Source organism: Lentibacillus cibarius (assembly GCF_005887555.1).
In the GTDB taxonomy this organism is placed as follows: domain Bacteria; phylum Bacillota; class Bacilli; order Bacillales; family Amphibacillaceae; genus Lentibacillus; species Lentibacillus cibarius.
In genome coordinates this window covers 521,007-547,448 of the sequence record NZ_VCIA01000001.1, presented here as the reverse complement: position 1 = coordinate 547,448, position 26,442 = coordinate 521,007, and the positions used below count along the sequence as shown (strand labels likewise).

At 40.8% G+C, this 26,442-nt stretch carries 26 protein-coding genes and 2 other annotated features; of the genes, 22 read left to right on the top strand and 4 right to left on the bottom strand.

Features of this window, described 5'->3' with window-relative positions; genetic code table 11:
* Positions 1-39 precede the first annotated feature (39 nt).
* A complete protein-coding gene (locus tag FFL34_RS02790) occupies positions 40-429 on the top strand; it encodes an FxsA family protein (RefSeq protein ID WP_138601154.1) in 390 nt (129 codons plus the stop codon).
* A gap of 257 nt (positions 430-686) precedes the next feature.
* On the opposite strand, the gene ytvI is transcribed toward FFL34_RS02790, so the two are convergent.
* Positions 687-1,796 (bottom strand): sporulation integral membrane protein YtvI, encoded by a 1,110-nt coding sequence (gene ytvI / locus FFL34_RS02785; protein ID WP_171046247.1) that lies wholly within the window; start codon positions 1,794-1,796, stop codon positions 687-689.
* Positions 1,797-2,074: 278 nt separating this feature from the next.
* On the opposite strand from ytvI, the gene citZ reads away from it, so the two are divergent.
* The 10 genes from citZ to coaE all read left to right on the top strand — a co-directional run bounded on the left by citZ (position 2,075) and on the right by coaE (position 12,928).
* On the top strand, positions 2,075-3,190 hold the full coding sequence (gene citZ / locus FFL34_RS02780; RefSeq protein WP_138601148.1) for a citrate synthase: 1,116 nt from the start codon (positions 2,075-2,077) through the stop codon (positions 3,188-3,190).
* A 121-nt stretch (positions 3,191-3,311) separates the two neighbouring features.
* On the top strand, positions 3,312-4,583 hold the full coding sequence (gene icd / locus FFL34_RS02775; protein ID WP_138601146.1) for an NADP-dependent isocitrate dehydrogenase: 1,272 nt from the start codon (positions 3,312-3,314) through the stop codon (positions 4,581-4,583).
* Between the two features lie 24 nt (positions 4,584-4,607).
* The gene (gene mdh, locus FFL34_RS02770; protein ID WP_138601143.1) at positions 4,608-5,546 is read left to right on the top strand and encodes a malate dehydrogenase; all 939 of its coding nucleotides are present in this window, start codon (positions 4,608-4,610) and stop codon (positions 5,544-5,546) included.
* A 148-nt stretch (positions 5,547-5,694) separates the two neighbouring features.
* Entirely contained in the window at positions 5,695-6,171 is a 477-nt protein-coding gene (locus FFL34_RS02765) for a MaoC/PaaZ C-terminal domain-containing protein (RefSeq protein ID WP_138601140.1), read from the top strand.
* A 116-nt stretch (positions 6,172-6,287) separates the two neighbouring features.
* Positions 6,288-6,980 (top strand): response regulator transcription factor, encoded by a 693-nt coding sequence (locus tag FFL34_RS02760; protein WP_138601137.1) that lies wholly within the window; start codon positions 6,288-6,290, stop codon positions 6,978-6,980.
* Positions 6,980-8,368 carry a two-component system histidine kinase PnpS gene (pnpS, locus tag FFL34_RS02755; protein WP_138601135.1) on the top strand — a complete coding sequence of 463 codons (1,389 nt, stop codon included), beginning with the start codon at positions 6,980-6,982 and terminating at the stop codon, positions 8,366-8,368. Before FFL34_RS02760 ends, pnpS begins: the two co-directional genes overlap by 1 nt.
* Before the next feature lie 65 nt (positions 8,369-8,433).
* Positions 8,434-8,559, top strand: coding sequence for a hypothetical protein (locus FFL34_RS18760; protein ID WP_267900355.1), 126 nt, complete (start codon positions 8,434-8,436; stop codon positions 8,557-8,559).
* Between the two features lie 276 nt (positions 8,560-8,835).
* Positions 8,836-11,475: a DNA polymerase I gene (polA, locus tag FFL34_RS02750; RefSeq protein ID WP_138601132.1), complete on the top strand. Its 2,640-nt coding sequence runs from the start codon at positions 8,836-8,838 to the stop codon at positions 11,473-11,475.
* A 12-nt stretch (positions 11,476-11,487) separates the two neighbouring features.
* Entirely contained in the window at positions 11,488-12,318 is an 831-nt protein-coding gene (gene mutM, locus FFL34_RS02745; protein ID WP_138601130.1) for a DNA-formamidopyrimidine glycosylase, read from the top strand.
* A 10-nt stretch (positions 12,319-12,328) separates the two neighbouring features.
* The gene (gene coaE, locus FFL34_RS02740; RefSeq protein WP_138601127.1) at positions 12,329-12,928 is read left to right on the top strand and encodes a dephospho-CoA kinase; all 600 of its coding nucleotides are present in this window, start codon (positions 12,329-12,331) and stop codon (positions 12,926-12,928) included.
* Positions 12,929-12,981: 53 nt separating this feature from the next.
* Here coaE and FFL34_RS02735 read toward each other — a convergent pair whose 3' ends face one another.
* The 3 genes from FFL34_RS02735 to modA form a co-directional block, all read right to left on the bottom strand.
* Positions 12,982-13,614 carry an ATP-binding cassette domain-containing protein gene (locus tag FFL34_RS02735; RefSeq protein ID WP_138601125.1) on the bottom strand — a complete coding sequence of 211 codons (633 nt, stop codon included), beginning with the start codon at positions 13,612-13,614 and terminating at the stop codon, positions 12,982-12,984.
* A gap of 16 nt (positions 13,615-13,630) precedes the next feature.
* On the bottom strand, positions 13,631-14,320 hold the full coding sequence (modB, locus tag FFL34_RS02730) for a molybdate ABC transporter permease subunit (RefSeq protein ID WP_138601122.1): 690 nt from the start codon (positions 14,318-14,320) through the stop codon (positions 13,631-13,633).
* Positions 14,321-14,387: 67 nt separating this feature from the next.
* Positions 14,388-15,224 carry a molybdate ABC transporter substrate-binding protein gene (modA, locus tag FFL34_RS02725; RefSeq protein ID WP_138601120.1) on the bottom strand — a complete coding sequence of 279 codons (837 nt, stop codon included), beginning with the start codon at positions 15,222-15,224 and terminating at the stop codon, positions 14,388-14,390.
* A gap of 262 nt (positions 15,225-15,486) precedes the next feature.
* Between modA and FFL34_RS02720 the strand changes: the two genes are divergently transcribed.
* The 11 genes from FFL34_RS02720 to rpmI all read left to right on the top strand — a co-directional run bounded on the left by FFL34_RS02720 (position 15,487) and on the right by rpmI (position 26,434).
* Positions 15,487-16,506, top strand: coding sequence for a YeiH family protein (locus tag FFL34_RS02720; protein WP_138604649.1), 1,020 nt, complete (start codon positions 15,487-15,489; stop codon positions 16,504-16,506).
* Between the two features lie 18 nt (positions 16,507-16,524).
* Positions 16,525-16,944, top strand: coding sequence for a universal stress protein (locus FFL34_RS02715; RefSeq protein ID WP_138601118.1), 420 nt, complete (start codon positions 16,525-16,527; stop codon positions 16,942-16,944).
* 218 nt (positions 16,945-17,162) lie between these two features.
* On the top strand, positions 17,163-18,194 hold the full coding sequence (locus tag FFL34_RS02710) for a glyceraldehyde-3-phosphate dehydrogenase (RefSeq protein ID WP_138601115.1): 1,032 nt from the start codon (positions 17,163-17,165) through the stop codon (positions 18,192-18,194).
* A 357-nt stretch (positions 18,195-18,551) separates the two neighbouring features.
* A complete protein-coding gene (locus FFL34_RS02705; protein ID WP_411712839.1) occupies positions 18,552-18,947 on the top strand; it encodes a cytosolic protein in 396 nt (131 codons plus the stop codon).
* A 37-nt stretch (positions 18,948-18,984) separates the two neighbouring features.
* The gene (gene nrdR, locus FFL34_RS02700; protein ID WP_138601111.1) at positions 18,985-19,455 is read left to right on the top strand and encodes a transcriptional regulator NrdR; all 471 of its coding nucleotides are present in this window, start codon (positions 18,985-18,987) and stop codon (positions 19,453-19,455) included.
* 46 nt (positions 19,456-19,501) lie between these two features.
* On the top strand, positions 19,502-20,839 hold the full coding sequence (locus FFL34_RS02695) for a replication initiation and membrane attachment family protein (RefSeq protein ID WP_138601108.1): 1,338 nt from the start codon (positions 19,502-19,504) through the stop codon (positions 20,837-20,839).
* A gap of 16 nt (positions 20,840-20,855) precedes the next feature.
* Positions 20,856-21,788, top strand: coding sequence for a primosomal protein DnaI (gene dnaI, locus FFL34_RS02690; protein WP_138601107.1), 933 nt, complete (start codon positions 20,856-20,858; stop codon positions 21,786-21,788).
* Between the two features lie 284 nt (positions 21,789-22,072).
* Positions 22,073-22,930 (top strand): sporulation protein YtxC, encoded by an 858-nt coding sequence (ytxC, locus tag FFL34_RS02685; RefSeq protein WP_234031408.1) that lies wholly within the window; start codon positions 22,073-22,075, stop codon positions 22,928-22,930.
* A gap of 109 nt (positions 22,931-23,039) precedes the next feature.
* Positions 23,040-23,260 (top strand) — a binding site (T-box leader).
* 146 nt (positions 23,261-23,406) lie between these two features.
* Positions 23,407-25,353: a threonine--tRNA ligase gene (thrS, locus tag FFL34_RS02680; RefSeq protein WP_138601105.1), complete on the top strand. Its 1,947-nt coding sequence runs from the start codon at positions 23,407-23,409 to the stop codon at positions 25,351-25,353.
* Positions 25,354-25,501: 148 nt separating this feature from the next.
* Positions 25,502-25,633, top strand: a sequence feature (ribosomal protein L20 leader region).
* Between the two features lie 72 nt (positions 25,634-25,705).
* The gene (infC, locus tag FFL34_RS02675) at positions 25,706-26,209 is read left to right on the top strand and encodes a translation initiation factor IF-3 (protein ID WP_138601104.1); all 504 of its coding nucleotides are present in this window, start codon (positions 25,706-25,708) and stop codon (positions 26,207-26,209) included.
* Positions 26,210-26,239: 30 nt separating this feature from the next.
* Entirely contained in the window at positions 26,240-26,434 is a 195-nt protein-coding gene (gene rpmI / locus FFL34_RS02670) for a 50S ribosomal protein L35 (RefSeq protein ID WP_138601103.1), read from the top strand.
* Positions 26,435-26,442: the final 8 nt, after the last annotated feature.

Genomic DNA, 26,442 nt, shown 5'->3' with positions numbered 1-26,442 from the left:
TCATTTTTACCCAAATCAGGTTAAACGAAGGGTGATACGGTGCGTTGGCTGTTACTTGCTTTATTGATCATTCCTGCATTAGAAATAGGTGTGTTTATTTGGGCTGGAAACATCATTGGTCCCTGGTGGGTTGTGATACTAATCATTTTGACAGGGATTGTTGGTGTATCACTGGCAAAAAGACAAGGGATTGAAACCTGGCAAAGGGCACAGTTGTCTATGAACCAAGGTATAACTCCTGCTGAAGCATTGATTGATGGGATTTGTATCTTTGTCGGGGGTGTATTCTTGTTTTCGCCAGGTTTTATAACAGATGCAGCTGGGTTTGCTTTAGTACTTCCATTTACAAGAGGACCTTTTAAACGAATGCTACAGGAATTGTTACGGCGTTGGATGAATAACGGGACAATTATATACCGGAGATGGTAGATGAGACTTCTTCCAATTGTTTAATGGTTTAGCTGCTACAGTGGTAATAAAGCGACACCTTAATGCATGATTGGCGCTAGGATGATTATTATGAGAAAAGAAAAACCATTTTTTGAATGCGAAGATGTATCGATGCCGTAGCTATATTATCTTGTGCGATTTTTTTAACTATAATTAATGGAGGGAGAAAGGGTAGGCTAAGGTCAGGACGTCCTATGTGGGCGCCTGCACTAGCACGTCCTGACCTTCTATTGATTTTAGTTCCACTTTATAAATTGACCGATTTTATGAAACACGCCTGCCTGATACAATCCTTTTCCGGCAATGACGATGAACGGACCGGCAATTAATCCGATAGCACCCCATAATTGAAAACCAGCAAACAAAGCTGTCAGTGCGGCAAGTGGATTTAATCCTACATTATTCGCTAATATTTTCGGTTCAAGCAGTTGTCGTTGTACGATAACAATTCCGTATAAAATGGATAGAACAATCGTCAAAGAATAGTTCGCTGTCAGAAATAAATAGCAAATCCAAGGAATAAAAATAATACCCGTTCCAACGATGGGAAGTATATCTGCTAAGGCAGCAAACAAGGAAATGGTCAGAGCATAGTTGATACCCGCTGCAGCAAGCCCTGTTAATATGGTGGCAGCCGTTATAGCTATTAAAATTAACTGGGCTTTGATAAATCCACAAAAAGCTTTTTGTAATTGAATAAGGATTGTGCTACTGGCTAAACGGTAATTTTTCGGGATTGCTCTCTTTATAGTCTTGTTTAATGCGTACCAATCGCTGGTGATGAAAAAGGCTGCCATGATGATAAACAGAAAAATCGCAGCATACCCGGGTAGCCGTGCTAGCACTCCAGGAATCTGCATCAGCGTTTTTTGAAGAAAGGCCGCAACTTCTGATGCCCATTCATTCATTAACTTATTCGTGTATTCATGAATCTTGGTCTGTCTATCAGGGCTTAGCGAATGAAAAAGGGAATTGAACTTTTCGTATAATGGTAGAATTTGTTCATCTAGTAAGCTTTTAAAGATGAGCATTAGCTGATGAAAATGGGCAGGAACATGCTCTGCAAGGTATGCTGTCCCCTGAATCAATTCAGAAATAAGTAGGATAAAGCCCCCTGTAACAATAATAAAGGTCGACACGATAACAATAAATGCAGCTAATCCACGTGGTAGCCGAATTTTTTTCTCTAAAAATGAAACAATGGGATTGAGGACAATGGATAATAGGACTGCAAACAAAAAAGGATAAATATAAGGCAGTGTCCAATTTAACAGAAAATATCCCATGATGACGATAAAGACAACAATACATGCTCGCAGTAATTGAAATAGTTTTTCTTTGTACAATGCCGCCCCTCCGAATGCATTTAAGACTTGTACTATCTTTTTTATGATAAAAAACGGAAAAATAGACATGGGATAGCATTTTAGAGTGATAGAGGACAAATGATACCGCATAAATACTGCTTATACATACAAAAGTTTGCTCGAATTAATCGGTTTCAATTCACATTGCGTGTGTAATACTTTATAATTGACATGGGGATGGCATAATATTGTCAATGTAATCACTAATTACTTTATCCTAGTTAATGAATAACTCATAGAAAAGGAGAGGGTTTGTTATGACAACAACAAAAGGGTTGGAAGGAATTGTCGCAACACAATCGTCAATCAGTTCTATCATTGATGATCAGCTCACATATGTCGGTTATAAGATTGACGATTTGGCGGAGAATTCAAGTTTTGAAGAAGTTGTTTTCTTGTTGTGGAATTTACGATTACCAAACAAATCAGAACTTGACCAGTTTAAAGCTGAACTGGCAGCCAATATGGAATTACCGGAGCCAGTAATTGATCATTTACGTTCTTATGATTTATCAACTGTACATCCAATGGCGGCGCTTCGTACTGCGGTATCCATTCTGGGGTTATACGATGATGAGGCAGATGTCATGGAACAGGCGGCTAATAAGCGAAAGGCACTCCGCTTGCAGGCAAAAATAGCTACGATCGTAACTGCTTTTGCCCGAATTCGCCAGGGAAAAGACCCTATTAAGCCGAAGAAAGAACTGGGCTTTGCGGCAAACTTTCTGTATATGCTGAATGGGGAAGAGCCTAAAGACGTGGAAGAAGAAGCTATCAACAAGGCACTGGTGCTGCATGCCGACCATGAATTGAATGCCTCAACATTCACAGCACGCGTATGTGTTGCTACTTTATCGGATGTCTATTCAGGCGTAACTGCGGCAATCGGAGCATTAAAAGGACCTATTCACGGCGGTGCCAACGAGCGTGTAATGGAAATGCTTATGGAAATTGGTGAGGAAGAGAATGCAATCCCTTACATCAAAGAAAAGATTGCCAACAAGGAAAAAATTATGGGGATGGGACATCGAGTGTATAAAAATGGTGACCCCCGTGCAAAACACTTAAAACATATGTCTAAGGAACTAACTAAGATAACTGGACAGACAAAATGGTATAACATGTCCGTCAAAATTGAAGACTTTATTAAAGAAGAAAAAGGATTGCCGGCGAATGTTGACTTTTACTCTGCATCCGTTTATCACAGTTTAGACATTGAAAATGATTTGTTCACACCAATTTTTGCGATGAGTCGTGTATCCGGTTGGTTGGCACATATTCTTGAGCAATATGATAACAACCGACTAATCCGTCCACGTGCTGAATATGTTGGACCGGAAAACCAAGAATATGTGGCGATTGAAAACCGCTAATCGTCGTGAAAAATAAAGTGCCGGGCTTAAATAAATTTGCCTAAAGCCCGGTTATTACAAGATTTAAGTTATTATGATAGAATGTATTTGTATGCTTGAAGATGAATAGGAGGTAATTATGATGACACAAGGCGAAAAAATCATTGTTGAAAAAGGTAAGATGAATGTTCCAAATCATCCGATTATTCCTTTTATTGAAGGTGACGGAACCGGTCCAGACATTTGGGCTGCAGCACGACGGGTTATCGAGGCCGCCGTTGATAAAGCTTACAACGGTGAAAAACAAATCGAATGGAAAGAGGTCTATGCCGGGCAAAAGTCATATGATAGAACCGGTGAATGGCTTCCGGATGAAACGCTTAAAACAATTGATGAATATAAAATTGCCATCAAAGGACCGCTTACAACACCAATCGGCGGTGGTATTCGTTCCTTGAATGTTGCATTGCGACAGGAACTGGATTTATTCACCTGCTTACGTCCTGTCCGTTATTTCAGTGGGGTACCATCTCCTGTAAAGCATCCTGAAGATGTGGACATGGCAATTTTCCGTGAAAATACAGAAGATATCTACGCTGGAATCGAATGGCAAGAGGGATCCGACGAGGTGAAAAAAGTAATTGACTTCCTGCAGAATGAAATGGGTGTCAATAATATTCGTTTCCCTGAATCATCCGGGATTGGTGTGAAGCCGGTATCCGAGGAGGGAACGAAACGTCTTGTTAGAGCTGCAATTGAGTATGCACTCAATGAAGGACGAAGAAATGTGACACTAGTACATAAGGGCAACATTATGAAATTCACGGAAGGATCCTTTAAAGCGTGGGGATATGAAGTTGCCGAACAAGAGTACGGTGATAAAGTGTTCACATGGGCTGAATATGATCGCATTGTTGAAAAAGAAGGGAAAGAGGCGGCCAACAAAGCAGAGGAAGAGGCGGTTGCTGCCGGAAAACTGGTCATAAAAGATGCCATTGCCGACATCTTCCTACAGCAAATTCTGACTCGTCCGAAAGAATTCGATGTTGTCGCTACGATGAACCTTAATGGTGACTACATTTCTGATGCACTGGCAGCACAAGTTGGCGGAATTGGTATTGCACCGGGAGCAAATATTAACTATGATACTGGGCATGCTATTTTTGAAGCAACACATGGTACCGCTCCAAAATACGCGGGAATGGATAAGGTTAATCCATCGTCAATGATTCTTTCAGCTGTACTGATGCTTGAACATCTTGAGTGGAGAGAGGCAGCAAATCTGATCACAAAAGCAATGGATAAAACCATCGCTTCCAAAGTGGTTACCTATGACTTTGCGCGTATGATGGACGGTGCAACCGAAGTGAAAACAAGTAAATTCGGTGATGAACTGATTAAAAACATGGACTAATCGGAAGGAAAGAAGGCGATTAACATGGCAATTAAACGCAAAAAAATATCCGTTATTGGCTCTGGTTTTACTGGTGCCACTACTGCTCTAATGATGGCACAAAAGGAACTTGGAGATGTCGTATTAGTTGATATCCCGGATATGGAGGACCCAACAAAAGGGAAAGCGCTGGATATGAAGGAAGCGAGCCCTATTCAGGGGTTTGACGCTAATATCACGGGAACAGCCAATTATGAGGACACGAAAGGTTCTGATCTTGTCATCATCACCGCCGGTATTGCCCGAAAACCTGGCATGAGCCGTGATGATCTGGTCAACACGAATGCAAAAATCATGAAATCTATCACACAGGATATTGTAAAATATTCACCGGATACGACAATTATTGTATTGACTAATCCGGTCGATGCCATGACTTACACTGTATTTAAAGAATCTGGACTTCCTAAAGAACGGGTTATCGGCCAATCCGGTGTACTGGATACAGCGCGCTTTTGTACATTTATTGCCGAAGAGCTCAACTTGTCGGTTAAAGACATTACCGGCTTCGTTCTCGGCGGTCACGGCGACGACATGGTGCCGTTGATTCGTTATTCATACGCCGGCGGAATCCCACTTGAAAAACTGATTTCAAAAGATCGTCTTGATGAAATTGTTGAGCGTACACGTAAAGGCGGCGGAGAAATTGTTGGTCTGTTAGGGAATGGCAGTGCTTATTACGCTCCAGCCGCTTCATTAACGGTTATGGCGGAAGCGATTCTGAAAGATCAGCGCCGAGTAATTCCATCAATTGCTTACCTGGAAGGTGAGTATGGTTATAAAGATATCTATCTTGGCGTGCCGACTATTATCGGCGGAAATGGTCTGGAAGAAATCATTGAACTTGATTTGACCGAAGATGAAAAAGCTGCACTAGATCAATCAGCCGATTCCGTAAAAAATGTCCTTCATATGTTAGAGTAACCCTAAACAATACATCAGCTTCTCTTTACCGATTCGTGTAAAGGGGAGCTTTTTATATTGCATCATCTTTAAATGTTTCGTTAAGCAATAGCAATAATGACAATTTTCTGGTATAATGGTAAGCGCTTACAAAGATGGAGGTGTTGACATGATCGGAAAAAGAAGAAAATTAGGAAAGAAAATCAATGATTTACAAATTGGAGATTCCTATACCACATCCCGTATCATAGAGGATAAGGAACTATTATTATATTTAGGTTTGACCAATGACGCCAACCCACTCTATATACAACATGATTATGCTTCACAGACCCCGTATAAACAGCCAGTTGTCCCATCCGTTATGCTCTTCGGTATGGTGTCATCCATTGTATCGATGAACCTGCCTGGACCCGGAAGCCATATCACCCAACATGAAATGCGTTTTCTAAAACCAGTTTACCATTATGCTGAAGTGAAACTCACATTGGAAGTGATTGCTATTGATCAAGAAAATCATGAAGTGACGCTATCAGTAATCGGCTTTGACCATGAAGGTGATGAAGTTGTAAAAGGAAAACTTAATGTCTGCCCCGCTTATGAACCCGAATCCCTGACAGGACAATCACTGGAAAACTTTTTTTAAATTCGATATAATTACAACCCCCGGTAAATTTAATGTTAAAAAAGAATCGTTTCACATGACTGCCTGTTCATTGTAAGATAAGGGTAACTAACATGCATAGGAATGGGGAGTACTAATTGAAGAAACGGGTGCTGATTATAGATGATGAGCCATCTATTATTACGCTACTGACATTTAATGTTGAACAGGCGGGGTTTGCAACCGATGTGGCTTATGATGGTATTACGGCGATTCAAAAGGCAAAAAGTGGTCATTACGATCTAATAATTCTTGATTTAATGCTACCTGAAATGGATGGTATGGATGTATGCAGGTATTTGCGGAACAATCAGATTGACACGCCAATCCTTATGCTTACAGCGAGAGATGAGGAGACTGACAAAATTCTAGGGCTGGAGCTTGGTGCGGATGACTATTTGACAAAGCCGTTCAGTACCAAAGAAGTGATTGCCCGTGTAAAAGCCATTTTAAGGCGGATGGAAAAATCCTGGAGCGAAAGCACTAAATTTATGGTAGTCGGCAATTTGACCATTTATCCGGATCGATATGAGGTGAAAAGAAACGAAAGGCCCCTTGCATTTACCAGAAAAGAATTTGAGTTGCTATACTACCTTGCTTCTCATAAGGGTGAAGTGTTATCACGGGAAAAGCTTCTGCGTGCGGTTTGGAACTATGACTTCGCTGGAGACACTCGAATTGTTGATGTTCATATTAGTCACTTGCGGGAAAAGATTGAACCGGATACAAAAAAGCCAATGTATATTAAAACGATAAGAGGACTGGGTTACAAATTGGAGGAACCAACATAATGCGATTACGACCTTTATTAGGAAAACCGCTGGCAGCTTATCATGCTGGTATTTTTATTCTCGTTGCTGTAACGGGGATTATTATTAGCCAGCTAACAGAAGCGTATATTATTCTTGCATCAATCCTTGTTGTGGAATATATTATCTTGCTTGTCATCATGCTTCATGTGAATGAAAAATATATAAGGCCCATCTGGAAGTCTTCAAGACTAGTTGATGAACTGTTGGAAGGTAATTACCGGGCTCGAATCCATCATGAGTCAGGTGGTAGTATAGGTGAGCTCAATAATAAATTGAATGTATTGGCCCGGAACCTAAGTGAATTTCGAATGCAGGAGCAGATGCAGGAAGAGCAGCTGTCAACGGTTATTGATAATACACAAAGCGGTCTTGTACTAATTGATGGTAAAGGCTACATTCACTTAGTCAACCGAAAATTTTTATCAATGTTCGGTGGGACCCCACAGGATTATCGAAGCTATTTATATTACGATGTTTTGGAGAATGAAACGATTCATCAAACAGTGCAACATACATTTCTGTACGAAAAAAATATAACAGATTCGTTCACGCAGACGATTGATTTTGAAAAAAAATATATTGATATCATCGGTGCGCCGATATTTGATGAACGGAACATGTTAAAGGGTGCAGTCCTGCTGTTATATGACATTACTCATCTAAAAAAGCTTGAAGTAATGCGAAAGGACTTTGTGGCGAATGTATCACACGAACTGAAAACACCAATTACCTCGATTACTGGATTTACTGAGACCTTGCTAAATGGTGCGATGGACGATAAGGAGACACTTAATAACTTTTTAAAGATTATTTATGATGAAAGTTCCCGCCTTAGTAGTTTGATTGAAGATCTACTTACATTGTCTAGACTTGAAAAAGATGAATTTAAATTAACGAGAACAACCATTAATTTCGATCGGCTGATAAGTGAGGTTTTGCCGATTATTCAGCAACGTGCAGAGCAAAAAGGTATCAGCCTGACAACGGATGTAACAAAAGACATAACAATGCATGCTGATGGGAAACGAATTAAACAAATACTCATCAATCTATTAACAAATGCCATTAGTTATACACCGGAAAATGGCGACGTGAATTTGTCGATAACTGATGAAGAAGAAAATGTTTATATCACGGTTTCCGATAATGGAATCGGCATTGACCAGGAGGCTATTCCAAGGATATTTGAGCGGTTTTATCGGGTGGATAAAGCTCGTAGCCGAGATACAGGTGGAACAGGACTCGGTCTCGCCATTGTCAAACATATTGTAGAGGTGCATGATGGGAAAATCTCTGTTGATAGCAAGCCTGGCGAAGGTTCCGCATTTCATGTTCTACTTCCCAAATATGACAAAACATCCCCGTAATGGGGGTGTTTTTGTTATACTAAGGGAAGTTAATGACTAAAGCAGTTCATTTGGGGGGATACGGAATGGATATGAGTGCCTTTTGGGTTATTGTTATTATTGCCGTTGCTTATTTACCAGTTATCTACAATATGCAGAAACGAATACGTAAACTGGAAGATGAGGTAAGCAAGCTCAAGATACGGCAATAATTTTTTAACTAAATAATTCAACTTTCACAGTCTGAAATGAACACACAAGACTTGAAAGGAAGAAGAAAGATGAACATATAATAAAACCTACGAGGAGCGTATGCTTCACCGAGTGTATTTCCGCAGCGTCAGTTTAACACTCATACAAAGTTGCGTCGTATTATATATCTTTTGTGTTCAAAAAATAGCCTTAAGAAAACAGTTTTATGTTTATCAAGGTTGTATGATTAATGATACACTATAGGAAGTATTTCGTTGCGATCGGAGGATTGGCACATGTCAAATAAACTTGTATTGATTGACGGAAACAGTGTGATTTATCGGGCTTTTTTTGCGCTGCCACTGCTGAATAATGATAAAGGTGTATATACCAATGCTGTCTATGGTTTCACCAATATGTTATTGAAAATTTTGGAGGATGAACAACCGACGCATCTACTCGTCGCTTTTGATGCCGGTAAAACGACATTCCGTCATGAAACTTATCAGGAATATAAGGGCGGACGGCAAAAGACGCCACCTGAACTATCGGAACAAATTCCACTATTAAAGGAAGTGCTGGATGCATTCCAGGTGTCGCATTACCAGCTTGATTTATATGAGGCAGATGACATCATCGGGACTTTATCCAAACAGGCACAGGAGAAAGGGTGGGAAGTCACGGTCATTTCCGGTGACAAAGACTTGCTCCAGCTTGTTTCAGACCAGGTTACTGTAAACCTAACGAAAAAAGGGATCAGTGATATCGAGCCGTATACGCCGTCTTACATGAAGGAAAAAATGGCTATTGCACCGGAACAGATAATTGATCTCAAGGCATTGATGGGGGATAACTCGGACAATATTCCAGGGGTTCCGGGGGTTGGTGAGAAAACAGCTCAAAAACTTCTGAATCAATTTGAGACAGTGGACAACGTATATGATCATATAGATGAGGTAAGCGGTGAAAAATTAAAGGAAAAATTACAGAACCATAAAGAAGAAGCATTTATGAGTAAACAGCTAGTTACGATTGACCGAGATTCACCAATAGAAGTATCGATAGCCGACATTGTATATTCAGGTTATCCACAGACGGAAGTAAATAGGATCTTCAAAGATTTAGGCTTCCAGTCGCTTTTAAGCCGAATTGGCAGTGAACCGGCAGATGATACACAAGAACGCGCTGAATTGACGGCAATCGATTACAAAATTGCTGATGACATTACAGAAGATATGCTTGGTGATCAAGCAGCATTGGTTGTGGAAATGCTTGATGAAAATTACCATTACGGAGAGGCTGAAGGTATCGGGATCGTCAACGAAAAGAAGGCATATTTTATACCGGCAGAAACAGCACTGAGTTCCGATATTTTTCAGGCATGGGCTGAAGACAGCAGCAAATCTAAAATAGTCTTTGATGCGAAGAAAACATTAGTTGCGCTATTAAACCGAGGCATTCATATTCAAGGCATCACATTTGACATGCTACTCGCCTCTTATTTGCTTAATCCGGCTGAGAATAGTCATGACATTCCGGCAATTGCGCATCGATTAAATCAGGCAGATGTGTTATACGATGAAGAAGTTTATGGGAAAGGCGCCAAAATGAAGGTACCTGAACAGGATGAATTAAGTAACCATATTGTCCGTAAAACAACTCTTCTCTTCCGGTTAAAAAATCAAATGGAAGAGCAGCTAAAGGCGAATGAACAGTATGAATTACTTAAGGAACTGGAGATGCCTCTTGCTCTTATTTTAGGGGAAATGGAACATACCGGTGTGATGGTTGATACCAATCGTCTACATGAAATGGATAAGGACCTGAAACAGCGTCTGAGCGATTTGGAAAAGGAAATTCATGACCTGGCAGGTGAGGAATTCAATCTTAATTCACCAAAACAGCTAGGTCCTATTCTATTTGAAAAATTGGGTTTACCTGTCATCAAAAAAACAAAAACAGGATATTCTACCGCCGCTGATGTTCTGGAACAGCTGCAGCATGAGCATGACATTATTCCAAAGCTTCTTTTGTACAGACAGCTCAGTAAACTGCAATCCACTTATCTTTCTGGACTATTAAGAGTGGTGGACAAGGATACCCATAAGATCCACACTAGGTTTAATCAGGCGCTGACGCAAACGGGCCGCTTAAGCTCGATTGATCCAAATCTACAAAACATTCCCATCCGGCTTGAGGAAGGCCGCAAAATTCGTCAGGCATTTGTTCCGTCAAAAACCGACTGGATGATGTTTGCTGCCGATTATTCACAAATTGAGCTCCGCGTTTTGGCGCACATTGCGAATGACAAAAAGTTGGTGGAGGCGTTCGCAAACAACTTGGATATCCATACCAAAACGGCCATGGATGTATTTGGCGTCTCTCAGGAGGAAGTGAACGCCAATATGCGCCGCCAAGCCAAAGCGGTGAATTTCGGTATTGTCTACGGGATTAGTGACTTCGGGCTTTCGCAAAGTCTTGGTATAACGCGTAAAGAGGCAAAACAATTCATCGAACGCTACTTTGAAAGTTATCCCGATGTAAAAGCCTATATGGATGAAGTTGTCCAAGAGGCCAAGCATCGAGGTTATGTGACAACGCTCATGAACCGCAGACGTTATTTGCCTGATATTACAAGCAGGAATTTTAATCGGCGCTCTTTTGCTGAGCGAACAGCAATGAATACCCCAATCCAGGGAAGTGCCGCAGATATCATCAAAAAAGCAATGATTGATTTAAGCGAAAAATTGAAAGACGAAAAAATGGACGCTCGAATGCTTCTCCAGGTACATGACGAATTGATCTTGGAGGCACCAAAAGAAGAAATAGAACATTTGAAGGAACTCGTACCAGCTATCATGGAACACACCGTTGACTTGAATGTACCTTTAAAAGTTGATTATGAATATGGTGACAGCTGGTTTGATGCGAAATAAGGGGAAGATGACATGCCAGAATTGCCAGAAGTCGAAACCATCAAAGAAACGTTAAAGCGATTTTGTATAAATAAGACCATTGCCGATGTTAGGGTCTATTGGTCTAATATGATTAAACGGCCGGATGATGCGGAACAATTCAAGCATCAACTTATCGGACAAACAATCAGAGATCTAGACCGAAAAGGGAAGTTTCTCCTGTTTCAACTCGATGATACGGTACTCGTGTCGCATTTGCGGATGGAAGGAAAATATAGTGTTCACCCGTCTCACGAACCTGTTAAAAAACATACCCATGTTATTTTTGTGTTTAACGACGGGGAGGAACTTCGTTATAATGATGTGCGTAAGTTTGGTACGATGCATGTATTTGACATAGGAGAAGCGCAGGATAATAAGCCACTAAATCAATTAGGACTTGATCCATTTGATGCCGCCTTTACAGCAGAATATCTGTATCAAAAGCTAAAAAAAACGGAGCGAGCAATCAAAACGGTGCTACTGGATCAGACAGTGGTTGCAGGTCTTGGGAATATTTATGTCGACGAAACATTATTCAAAGCGAATGTCCACCCATTGCGAAAAGCCAGCAAATTAAAGAAAAAAGAAGTAACAGCTATTTGGGAAGCGTCTATAGCCACATTGCGTGAAGCCATCGACAAAGGTGGGACCACTATCCGCTCCTATGTTAATTCGCAAGGGGATATGGGTATGTTTCAACAGGACCTGTTTGTTTATGGACGGGATAATGAACCTTGTAAGATGTGCGGAAAAGAAATTGTTAAAATGAAAATCGGCGGCCGAGGGACACACGTTTGCCTCAACTGCCAACAAATGAAATGAGGGCTAGCACATGACGTTAATAATAGGTCTTACCGGCAGTATTGCAAGTGGTAAAAGTACGGTTTCGTTAATGTTTGATGATTATCAGATTCCAGTGATTGACGCGGATAAGATATCTAGGGAAGTCGTGATGCCAGGGGAAACGGCATATGAGCAAATTGTCGAGATGTTTGGGGAATCGATTCTCCGGGATGATAAAACAATTGACAGGAAAAAATTGGGAGACATCGTTTTTGCCGACGAAAAAAAACGCAAACAATTAAATAGTGTGGTGCATCCAGCTGTTAGAGAAAGAATGCTTAAAAAAAGAGATGCCAAAGCCGCATCTGGGGAAAAATGTGTTGTTCTGGATATCCCATTGCTGTTTGAAAGCAAACTGACTCATTTAGTTGATAAGACCGTGGTTGTCTATGTTGACGAAGAAGTTCAGTTGGAGCGATTGATGAATCGTGACGGTTATTCGGAAAAAGAGGCGTACCAGCGGATTCACGCACAAATGCCGGTCAAAGAGAAAGCCGCACTTGCCGATGCCGTGATCAATAACAATGGAACGAAACAAGCGTCATATCAGCAGCTTGAATCCCTGCTCCGGGTATGGGAAGTGCTATAAATCAGACAAAGCTCAGAAGAATTGATTCTGAGCTTTGCAGCTTAATAATGGTATCAGCTGTGCGGTTCTGTACGTTTCAATGTTCCATCTTCCATGTATAATATCCGATCCCCTAATTTTTCTGCCTCTTCCCGTGAGTGGGTTACGAGTATAACCGGTATTTTCCATATCCGGTGCAAGCGTAATAATTCGGCATGGCTTCGCTTACGAGTATCATCATCCAATGCGGAAAATGGTTCATCAAGCAATAATAGATCCGGGGCAGTTGCTAATGCACGTGCCAATGCTACTCGCTGTTTTTCCCCGCCAGAGATTTGCTGTGGGTAATGATTTTGTAAATGTTCAATTCGCAACTCACGCATCAGGTCTAAAGCAAGCTGCTCGTTTTGCATACCGTATGCTATATTTTTCCAAACCGTCTTATGTGGGAAAAGCGCATAATCCTGAAATAAATAACCGATATGACGTTTCTGAATAGGCAGTGGTTTGTCTCTTTCAGCAAATAAAATCCTGTGATTTAATTGTATATAACCTTTATCCGGATCTGTCAAACCAGCGATACAATTCAACACGGTGGTTTTTCCTGAACCTGATGGACCAAAAAGCACGATAATTTCATCTGCAGCTTGAAATGAAAGACTTAGCTTATAGTGAGCTAGTTCTTTTTCTATGTTTATATTTAACATGTGACTCCCCTCACCATTACCTGGCGTTATTTTTGTAGCGCAACAGATTCCGTTTACTCCACCAATTTAGCCATAATATAGCACTAAAGCCAATGATAATAATAATGGCTACCCAAAATGTTGCTGTATCTGTATTCCCCGCCTCTACCTCAAAGTAAATCGCCAGTGGTATGGTATTCGTGACACCGGGAATATAACCCGCGAGCATTAACGTTGCACCAAATTCTCCGAGCGCCCTTGCAAAGGTTAATACAAGACCAGACAGCAAACCTGGCCATGCAATCGGGAAAGAAACAGTCCAAAACACCTTCCACCTCGAGGCCCCCATCGTATATGCTGCCTTTTCCACGTTTGGATCAAATTGCTGAAATGCTGCTGAGGCGCTTTGATACATTAACGGGAACGCAACGACGACGGCGGCTATGAGAACAGCATTCCACGTAAATACAATTTGCGTATCGAACATGTTCTCTATCATAGTGCCTAATGGTCCATTTTTTCCGAAAATAACCAATAACCCAAAACCAACAACAGTAGGCGGAAGTACAAGCGGCAGCATAAAAATGGCCTCGACAACACTTTTCCCAAAAAAATCATTCCGTGCTATTGCTCTTGCCAAAAACACGCCGATGATAAATACAATAACCGTTGCAATTGCAGCTGTTTTAAAGGATAACCATAACGGCGAGTAATTAATATCGGGCATATTTATCACCTATTTTTCAAATGATAACAAACTATAAAATTTCGCGATATAAGTTTTACTTGCAAGGTTAGGCCACGTCCGGCTTCGACGTACAGGACGTCGCGTTTTTAGCCTGCAAGGATGCTTGCGCCTTTGTTATTTCAAATCCGTACTTTTTAAATATTGTTTGTGCTTCGTCTGTTTGAAGAAATTCGACAAAAGCTTTCGCCTTTTTTTTATGTTTCGTATCGGCTATAACCGCGGTCGGATAAATAATGGCATCATGTGTGGCAGCGTCTGCTTCTGTTAGCACTTGAATTTTATCAGAAATTAGCGCATCACTTTTATACACAAAACCGATATCGGTATTTCCCGTTTCCACATATGTAAGAACTTGGCGTACGTCTTTAGCCAACACCATCTCATCTTTCAGCTTGTCCCACAATTGCAACGACTTTAATGTTTGCTGGGCATACCTCCCGGCTGGTACACTTTCTGGGTTACCGATCGCAATCTGCTCCACATCATTTGGCTTTACAGTATCAATGGAATCATAATCCAGAGTCGAATCCTTGTTGGCAATTAGCACAATACTGTTTCCGGTAATTTCTTTTCGTGTAGCTGGTAAAATCAGATCATCATTTTCCAGTCTGTTCATCCAGTCCTGGTTAGCAGAAATAAAAACGTCTGCCGGAGCACCTTGTTGTATTTGCTGGGCCAGTTTACCGGAACCACCGAAGTTAAGCGTCAATTCAGCATTTTCTTCGTTTTCATAAACATTCTTTAATTCTTCCATCACATCCGTCATACTGGCGGCGGCAGAAATGGTTAAAGTAGCATTTTCTTTTTGTAGATTTTCTTCAGTATCGTTTCCACATGCGGCTAAAAAGACGACAACTGATAAAACAGTCAGTAAATATCTCATTGTACACCCTCCAATTATATTTAATTATAAATATCTTCCATGTTTAAGTAAATGGCCACATCAAAATAAGTAGAAGTGGATCCGACTTAGTGAAATATTTAAAAAAGGGAATTGTAAGTCTCTTTATTTCACTATATAAATATTTTACTTATGTTAATAATTATAAATATTTATTTTCCTTATACATGAAAATCTATTATCATTATATGCAGGAGGTGTTGTCATGGCATTGCCAAATACACAAGAAAGCACGGATTCAAAAATGGAAAACGCAGAATCGAAAAAACAGCCATCCCCAAAAACGGCGTGGATCGGCGGGGTAGCATTCACTTTTTTGATTGCTTTGTTGGGCTATTTACTAGCGATGGTACCCGGGTTTGATCGTGTTGGACAGCTGGCATGTGCAATCATTATCGCCGTTTTTTATCGACAGATTTTCGGATATCCGGAAGCGATCCGACCAGGAATTGCCTTTGCATCAAAACGGTTACTGCGGGCAGCAATTATTCTATACGGACTAAAACTAAATATCGATACAGTATTAAGTGATGGGCTTGGGCTTTTGATTCGGGATGCAGGGGTTATTGTCTTTGCCATTTTCGCAACCATCTGGCTGGCAAAAGTATTCAAAGCAGATAAGAACATATCCTTATTACTTGGTGTCGGCACAGGGGTTTGTGGGGCAGCAGCAATTGCCGCAGTTGCTCCAATTGTGAAAGCAAAAGATGAAGATACCGCCATCGGTGTCGGTATTATCGCTTTGATGGGAACTGTTTTTGCAATTGTCTATACGATTTTGCGTCCTGTGCTCCCGCTTGACGCCATTGAGTACGGTGTCTGGTCAGGTTCCAGCCTACATGAAGTTGCTCATGTTGCACTCGCAGGAGCGCCTGCAGGTGATGAAGGATTAGCCATCGCATTACTTTCAAAATTGGGTCGTGTCTTTTTGCTTGTTCCACTTTGCTTTATTTTCATAGCCATCATGAAACGCAAAAACAAGGATAATGATGCAGCAGACACAAAAATCGAATTCCCATGGTTCCTTGTCGGCTTTATTATTTTGAGTATTTTAGGAAGCTATGTATTCGGACACTCTATCCCGGTATCAGATAGTGTAATGAATGGTGTCTTTACGCTTACAACGTGGCTATTAACCGCAGCAATGGTCGGCCTTGGGTTGAACGTCAGCCTAAAGGACCTGCGAACACGTGCATTACGTCCGTTGGCAGCGATGACTGTTACATCAGTAGCATTATCGGTAATTGTTTACTTTATTGTTTAAGAGAGGGGGGAGGTTATTATGAAATCTATTTTATTTGCAACAGATGGCTCCGAATCATCAGAGAATGCGGGGGAAATGGTGAAAGAATATCTCAAAGCTTGGCCGGAAGCAGAATTACATGTCCTCTATGTTACAGCCAAAGAAAATTATGCCTATGATCTCGTTCCGGATGTTGTTGACCATTACGAGGATCAAATCAAAAAGGAAATAAGAAAGACTGTAGAAAATCAAATGTATCATGAATGGAAGGACCGTGTGCATTTCGTTCATGAAGTCGGGCATCCTAGCACAACAATTTGTAACGTAGCAAAGGAAAAAGATGCTGATTTAATTGTTGTTGGCAGTCATGGGCGTGGGTTTTTCGACCGTGCATTGCTTGGTAGCGTTGCCCACGCCGTGTTGAATCGTTCCGAACTACCAGTACTAGTAGTCCGCTGATTTAAAAACGTACAAAGCCGTTTGACCTTGTGAGTCAAGCGGCTTTATTGTGCGATAAATTAATTCCATATAGAGAAATAAGAAGAAAAAGATGACAGATATTCAAATGGATAAATAGACGACAGTTTTTTTAAAAAAAGTGGTCACATTGAACTTTTATTATGTTATACTAATTAATATAAAGGACTAATGAGTATAACATAATAGGGGGACCGCAAATGAATAAGACCCGGATTGCAATTAACGGATTTGGCCGTATCGGTCGAATGGTTTTTCGCCAGGCGGTAACTGATGATGAGTTAGAGGTTGTAGCAATCAATGCAAGCTACCCTCCCGAGACACTGGCCCATTTGATTAAATATGACAGTGTGCATGGTATTTTTAGTGAAGAAGTGAAAGCTTGTAATAATACTCTGAAAATAAATGAGAAAGAAATCGCTATCGTGAGCTCACGTGAACCGGAAAAGCTTCCATGGAGTGAATTTGGTGTCGATGTTGTTATAGAGGCGACGGGAAAGTTTAAAACAAAAGAAGATGCAGGTCGGCATATCCAAGCCGGAGCCCAAAAGGTGATTATTACAGCTCCCGGAAAACAAGTTGACAAAACGATTGTTATGGGTGTAAATGAAGCATCATATGAACCCGAAAATGATCATGTCATTTCCAATGCTTCCTGCACAACCAATTGTCTGGCGCCGGTTGTAAAGGTGCTTGATGATAACTTTACGATTACCAATGGATTGATGACAACGGTTCATTCGTTTACTAACGATCAGAAAAACCTTGATAATCCGCATAAAGATTTACGTCGTGCCCGTGGATGTACGCAATCGATTATCCCGACTTCCACTGGTGCTGCAAAAGCACTGGGCGAGGTGCTACCGCAACTAGATGGTAAGCTACACGGTATGGCACTAAGGGTACCGACTCCGAATGTATCACTTGTTGACCTTGTAATCGATCTGGAGGAATCTGTTACAGCCGATAAAATTAATAACATTTTCCGAGATGCTTCTAAAAATGATTTGAACGGAATTATCAACTATAGTGATGAGCCATTAGTTTCGATTGATTACACAACAACAAGTTATTCTGCTATTATTGATGGTCTGTCAACAATGGTAATGGGCGATAATAAGATTAAGATTTTAGCATGGTATGATAATGAGTGGGGTTATTCTAAACGCGTAGTAGACCTTGCAAATCTCGTTGGAAGATATATTAATCAGCCCCAAGCAGGCGTTTTGTGATAACAAAATTATCGAGTGAGAAAGGAACTGTCTTAATCAGTTCCTTTTTCAATTTCCTTAGTTTTTAACTGCTAGCCTCCTCCATGAAAAGCATTTATGATGCAAGTTTTGTTCTTTTCCCTTACTCCAAATAAGAAAATCGTGTTAAAATAGAAAGCAATATAATTGTCGATTATTTTAACCGTACTGTTACAAGGACCCACCTCAAACTTACGAGGTGTGATTAAAAGACAAAGGCGGGCAATCATACTGCCATGGTGATAATAACGCAGCGTCCTGTGCGGATACCTCCACTGCCAAGACCTAGCGCAAGGCCTATTGAATGGAGTTCCGCTTTATATTTTGCTTTGGAATGAGGTGTTTGAATTGTCATTTCGAAATATCATTGCAAAGTATTTCAGTAATCATGCTGAAACAAATGATACACATACTGATCCTTTGTTGCAGACACACTATTATAAAATAACTGCCGAAAAAGGCTTAACCACACTTGAGAATCTATTTCAAAACAATGAAATATATCATTTACATGCAATGTCAAACTCCCATGGAGAAATCAGTGCAACCATTTCTAAGGGCAGAAAAGCATTTATCGTAGCATCGATAATCATGGTTAGGCCTTACCGGACAGCAATTGACTTTTCGGTTACAACCGAATCGATGCTTCCATTTGATTTTGGCTACAGCTATAAAGTGATTCAACAATTATATTCTTACGTAGATAAAGAACTACCGCTTATAAAAAATCCCTAAGGCTGCATTCAGCTAAGAATGATTGGAGTTAAACAAAATGCGATGCTCAAATTGCCATAACAAAAGTACGAAAGTGTTGGACTCACGGCCGATTGAAGAAGGGCGTTCTATTCGCAGGCGCAGAGAATGTGAACGCTGCGGGTTCCGGTTTACGACATTCGAACGGATTGAAGAAGTACCTTTGATTGTTGTTAAAAAAGATGGCACTAGACAGGAATACAGCCGCGAGAAACTGATACGCGGGCTCATTAAGGCGTGTGAAAAACGGCCGGTGCCACTAGAGTCCATTGAAGAAATAGCACTTGAAGTAGAAAAAGGATTGCGAAACGAGGGGGTTTCGGAAGTAGAAAGCAACGAGATAGGCGAAATGGTTATGGAGCAGCTTTCAACAATAGATGAGGTAGCGTATGTTCGTTTTGCCTCAGTTTACAGGCAGTTCAAGGATATTTCCGTTTTTTTGGACGAATTAAAAGATCTGATAAAGTCAGATAAACAACAAAACGATTAAAATGCCCATGATTTGAGAAAGTCAAAGTGAGGAAAGGGATTGTATCATGCGTGACATAGGAAAAATTCTGCCGATTGATGGCTACCATGTGTTGATGGAAAAAAGTCAACCAGCGGATTATTTAAAGTCGCTGACACATTTATATCAGCCGCTTATTGGTATACAGGCAGTTACATTATATATGACCCTTCTGCATGAAAAAGAATTGCAGCAGCAATCAACAGTACAAACACATCATACATTGATGAACTACATGAATTTGCCACTGGATGATCTTTATCGGGCTAGACTAAAATTGGAAGGCATTGGTCTAATGAAAACCTTTAAGGAGCAATCAGATGAATACAGTATTTATACGTATGAATTGCGTCCACCTTTTGCACCGGCGCAATTTTTCACGGATGAAATGCTTGCACAGCTCTTGTATCATCATATCGGGCAGGCAAAGTTTGATATGTTGAAAAATCATTATGTAAAACAAGAGCAGGATAACAAGGGTGCAAATATTACGGCTTCTTTTAACGATGTTTTTCAAACGATTTTTCCTGATGGAAGGTATATGGAAGCGGCAGGTGATCTGCAAGATGAATCAACTGGAGATATAATGGAGCCAGATTTTTCTTGGATGGAACAAGTTCTGAAACAACGTATGATTCCAACTGGTCAAGTGCTGACAAATAAAAATAGACAACTAATCGCACAGATGATGACACTATATGATTTACCGGAGTATGAAGTAGAGAAGGCTGTGTTATGGGCGTTGACGGAGGAGAATACACTTAACCGCGGTGAATTTAAAGAGGCGTGCCATGATTTATTTCGGAATAATCACCAGGGGACTGTAAGGCTGACTGATAAGCAAGTGGAAACAACCGAGGAAGCAGTACAAAATCCTACGACGAAAGAAGAACAGCTCATAGCCGAACTGGAAAGAATATCACCGAAACAGTTGCTTGAAGACTTGTCCAATGGTGGACAGGCTTCCGGACAGGATTTGAAAGTGATTAGGGAAGTAATGACAACACAGGGATTACCATCGCCCGTTATGAATGTTTTAATTCATTATGTCCTGCTTCAGACCAACATGAAACTTTCCAAAGCATATATGGAAACAATAGCAAGCCACTGGTCACGGGCTAATTTGAAAACGGCTCGCGAAGCTATTGCCTTTGCGAAAAACGAAAAAATGCAATATCAACAGCGTAAAAATAGGAAAAAATCGACTAAAAAAACTGCCTCCAAAGAAGTTGTTCCCGATTGGTTTCATAATCGTAAAAAGAAAAAACAGGAAAACGACGATAAACCTCAGCATTCTAACACTGATAAAGAATGGCAGGAGACAGAACAGCTACTGAAGAAATACTCCAAAAAGAAGAATGGATAATTATAAGGATGGTTTTATGAAGCCGGTACAATCTGAGTTGAAGAAATGGATGCAAAAGAATAAAAATTTTAAAGAAAACTATTTGCGTGTACGGGAAGAAGTACTGAATGATCCGGAAATTCGAGAATTCCTATCATTAAATCCGCAACTTAATCAAGCGGAAGTGGACAAAAGCCTTATCAAATTGTATGAATATAAGACGCAATCCAAGCAATGTGACAAGTGTGAATCATTGGGTCAGTGCATAAACATGCTTCAAGGATATTCCCCGATTCTAAGGGCAGATAATGGTGAAATTGATATCGTATATGAAAAATGCCATAACAGGAAGACATTTGAAAAGGAAAAAGAACAGCAAAATCTGATTCAAAGTTTATACATGCCAAAAGAAATATTGCGCGCTTCAATTGACGATATTGACCACGATAGCCAGCGGGGCGAAGGGATTCGTCAGCTTCTCCTTTTCCTTGATCAGACAAGTTTTGAATTGCCGGCAAAGGGTATTTACTTCCATGGGCCATTCGGTGTCGGAAAAACCTATTTGATTGGTGCGCTTGCCAATGCGCTAAAGGACTATCATAAGTCATCCATGCTTATCTATATGCCTGAATTTGTCCGAGAAATGAAAAGCTCCATTAAAGACGATTCTATTAATGAAAAAATTAACTATTTTAAAAACACTGATGTACTTATGCTCGATGATATTGGTGCCGAAACACAGTCCGCATGGTTCCGGGATGAAATACTAGGATCTATTCTGCAGTATCGGATGATGGAAAATCTGCCGGTGTTCTTTACATCCAATTACAGTCTCGACCAACTGGAAGAACAAATGGCAACAACCAATCGAGGGGGGAGTGAAACGGTCAAAGCAGGGCGAATTATTGAACGAATTAAACAGGTGAGCAGCGAAGTAGAACTACGTGGTAAAAACCGCCGTGATCAATAATTATCTATAAAGCATGTAACAACGGTTATTTATGACAAACCGTTCCTTGAGTGTCTATCCAATTACAATTTGGATGGACACTTTTTTAAGGATAAGAAACTATAAAATTTATCGATATAACTTTTACTTGCAAAGTTAAGCCACGTCCGGCTCCAGCAATAGAGTTTAACTTCCTCATCCTACTTTGTTTAACCTTAACATAGGTCTGTACTAGTTTTATGGGAATATACATTTTTTATTATGGATGTCCATATAATGTAACAGTTTGTTTTGGGATGAGGGTGATGTTTTTGTTGGAAGTATATTTTGAATCGGATAAAGAGGCGATACGTTTTTGTGAGTATTTATTTCAAATCAACAAGAAGATTGAACTGCACTGGAAAGTAAATACAGAGTGGGGGAATCATCTACAACTGGATTATCAGGTGCCCGGCAGTGATCTAATGGGGACAATCGCAGAGGCAATGGTCGGAGTTTTTGTAACGCATCGGCTGACGGGTATGTTGGATGGCATCATAAAAGATTATTATTATTATACGAATTCCGATGAAATTGAACGTATTATGGATTTGTCCTATCGTATCGTCACAGGGGATGATGATGAAAATCAGATTGTAAGAAATAATAAAGACCCTTGCAGAGTGCTTTATTCCCTCTTTTCCGCCAATATTAAAAATTCCGGGGCAGTCCATTTTGATTCCATCGTTAATTTCCAATCAAAAGTTTTTAAAGATCAACTTGCCGATTATGTTGGGCTTGCTATTGATGAGTTTAAGCGGGAGGAGGACCATCAGGCGTTCATTGATATGCTGCGCAGTTATGTTATGAAACGCAAATCACTGTTCCATACGATTCATGTTGTTCAAGGTGAGCCATTTGTCTTTTTTAAACCCGATGGGAAACGTTTGTCTAGAATTGACTTGCGCAAGTTGATGCAACAGGAACCGCTATACGTGGTTGGACTTGACGAAGATGAATTGAATTTGGCACCGCTGATTGCGATGAGTCCGGAATCGATTAATATATATGGTGACAGTCCATCTGACCCGAAAACATTAACAGTAATCAATGTTTTTCAGGAACGGGTGACGTTTGAGCCGGTAAGCCGTTTTCCATTTCCGTATCAACTGACTCATAAGTAGAATAATCAATCAAATAATTTTTAGCTGTAGTTGTAAAATTTCTCGCAATTAATAGTGAAAAAAGCTTGATTTTATATGAAACGGAAGCTATAATATTTCCTATATAATGATAGTAGTTATGATGAGGACATGGTCATTTGCCCCCGGCAGCAAAGAGAAGGAAGTCATCGGCTGAAAGCTTCCACTGACTGGACAGATGATTACCCCCTTTGAACTCTGTTGTTGAATGAAATTAGTAAACAGCAGCGCGTAATCTGCGTTAACGATTTATGAGCCGCAATTCTTTGCGGGAAATAGGGTGGAACCACGTGACCAGCGCTCGTCCCTTTGCTTTAATGCAGAGGGGTGGGCGCTTTTTTAGGCTCTTTTTGTATTATTGTTGTTATCGAACCCGCGGACCGAATAAACACGATATTTTACTTAAAAGCCTTATTATGAAATGGTTAAACTAGGATTCATGGAAGGAGCAGTTGACTATGGAACAATTAACGATTACTTTTCCGGATGGAGCAAGCAAACAGTATCCAGCAGGAACAACCGGGGAGGATATCGCAGCCTCCATTTCCCCTGGACTGAAGAAACAGGCACTTGCCGTTAAGCTAGACGGGGAATTAGTGGATCTCCGGCGAGAATTGCCTCATGACGGTGCAATTGAGATTGTTACTTACAGAGACAATGAAGGTATTGACATTATGCGTCACTCCACAGCCCACCTTTTGGCACAAGCAATCACTAGATTGTACGGTGATGTCAATTTCGGCGTTGGTCCAGTCATTGAAGAGGGCTTTTATTATGATATGGACTTGGAGCATTCGTTGACTCCGGACGATCTTCCTAAGATTGAAAAAGAAATGAAAAAAATTGTTGATGAGAACCTGGAAATTGAACGTGTGGAGGTTTCTCGCAACGAGGCAAAGGAAATGTTCCGGGAGATTGGTGATAACCTGAAACTAGAATTGATTGATGATATCCCGGAAGATGAGCAAGTAACCATTTATAGACAAGGGGAATTTTTTGACTTGTGCCGCGGGATTCATGTTCCATCCACAAGCAAAATCAAAGCATTTAAATTGCTTAGCGTATCTGGGGCTTATTGGCGTGGAGACAGCAATAATAAGCAACTACAGCGTGTATATGGCACGGCCTTTGAAAAGCAGGGGCAACTTGATGAATACCTGCGTATTTTGGAAGAACGGAAAGAACGCGATCATCGCAAGCTTGGCAAAGAACTAGAAATATTTAACGTTTCACAAAAGGTTGGACAAGGCCTGCCACTCTGGTTACCGAAAGGGGCGACAATCCGCCGCAATATCGAGCGTTACATTGTTGACCTGGAAGAACGACTGGGCTATGACCATGTGTATACACCGGTGCTGGGAAGTGTAGACCTTTATAAGACAAGCGGTCACTGGGATCATTATCAGGACGATATGTTCCCTGCAATGGAAATGGATAACGAGGATCTTGTCCTGCGTCCGATGAACTGCCCGCATCACATGATGGTGTACAAAAACCAGCTGTGGAGTTACCGTAATCTACCAGTACGGATTGCAGAGCTGGGAACGATGCATCGTTATGAAATGTCCGGGGCACTGGCAGGGCTGCAACGGGTCCGTGCTATGACATTGAACGATGCACACATTTTTGCCCGTCCTGACCAGTTAAAGGATGAATTTGTCCGGGTTGTCGAACTAGTTCAGAAAGTATATAAGGATTTCGGGATTGATGATTACTACTTCCGTCTTTCCTATCGTGATCCGGAAGACAAGGAAAAGTATATTGACAATGACGAAATGTGGGAAAAGGCACAGGCGATGCTGAAGGAAACGATGGAGGAGATGAATGTCGAATACATTGAAGCAGAGGGCGAAGCAGCATTTTACGGTCCGAAGCTTGATGTCCAAGTGAAAACAGCGCTAGGCAAGGATGAAACGTTGTCCACTGTGCAGCTTGATTACCAGTTACCGGAACGATTCGATCTGACTTATATCGGTGAAGATGGAAACCAGCATCGGCCAGTTGTCATCCACCGTGGTGTCGTTTCTACCATGGAACGGTTTGTTGCTTTTCTGATTGAAGAGTATAAGGGTGCGTTCCCGACATGGTTGGCACCTGTACAGGCAAAAATCATTCCGGTCGCACCACAGGCTCATCTAGATTATGCGTCTAAAGTCGCTGATAAATTGCGATACCAGGGTGTGCGTGTAGAAGTCGATGAGCGTGATGAGAAGATCGGATATAAAATACGTGAAGCGCAGACACAAAAGGTCCCATTTGCATTAGTGCTAGGGGATAATGAAATTGAAAATAACGCTGTGAATGTCCGTCGCTATGGGGAGAATGATTCACAGACAATGTCCTATGGAGAATTTGAAAGCATGATTAAAGAAGAAATCAACCAAAAGGTGCTGCGAAAAAAATAACAAACCACAACGGTGGTATGAACATTTTTCTGGGCTTTTTATTCTGCTGGAACCATGATATAATGAGAATGGATGTTTAGTGATAGTAGATAAAGGTTGACAATGTATTAGGTGAATGCTATTCTATAAAAGTTAAAATTAAATGATCTGAGACAAGTAGAAGCACCCGCTTCTCACCTGTTCGACGCTGGGTAATAATGCAGTCGGCTGGTTTTAGTACTTTTCAGTGAACGATGGAAGACGTGTGGGTGCATTCGTGTGCTCACACGTCTTTGTCTGGTAAATAAACGCTTGTCTATGACGGATCAGTAACAAGAATAAAAAATGGAGGTGTCTTGCAATTAGCAAAGAGATGAACGTCAATGAAAAAATTCGTGCCAAAGAGGTACGTTTGATTGACTCGAATGGAGATCAGCTGGGAGTGAAATCACGTAACGAAGCGCTCGATATTGCCCAAACACGGAATCTTGATCTAGTTATGGTGGCGCCGAACGCTAAACCACCGGTGTGTCGGATTATGAATTACGGGAAATACCGCTTTGAACAGCAAAAGAAAGAGAAAGAAGCACGTAAAAAGCAAAAAGTAATTAATGTTAAAGAAGTGCGATTCACCCCAGGAATTGGCGAACATGATTTTAACACCAAATTGAAGAACGCCAGAAAGTTTTTATCTAAAGGTGATAAAGTGAAGGCATCGGTCCGTTTCCGCGGACGTGCTATTACACACAAAGACCTTGGCCGTGAAGTGCTTGACCGGATGGCGGAGGAAACAAACGATGTTGCAACCGTCGAGTCTAAGCCGAAGATGGAAGGTCGCAATATGTTTATGATGCTTGCACCGATCAAAGAAAAATAAGTTTTTAACTGCACAAGGAGGAAAACCAGTATGCCAAAAATGAAATCCCATAAAGGTTCACAAAAACGTTTCAGCAAAACAGGCACAGGCAAATTAAAACGTGGGCATGCGTACACAAGCCACATGTTTGCAAATAAATCACAAAAGCAAAAGCGTAAATTACGTAAAACGACCACTGTTTCAAAGAGTGACTTCAGACGTATCAAAACAATGCTTCCATATTAATAAGCATT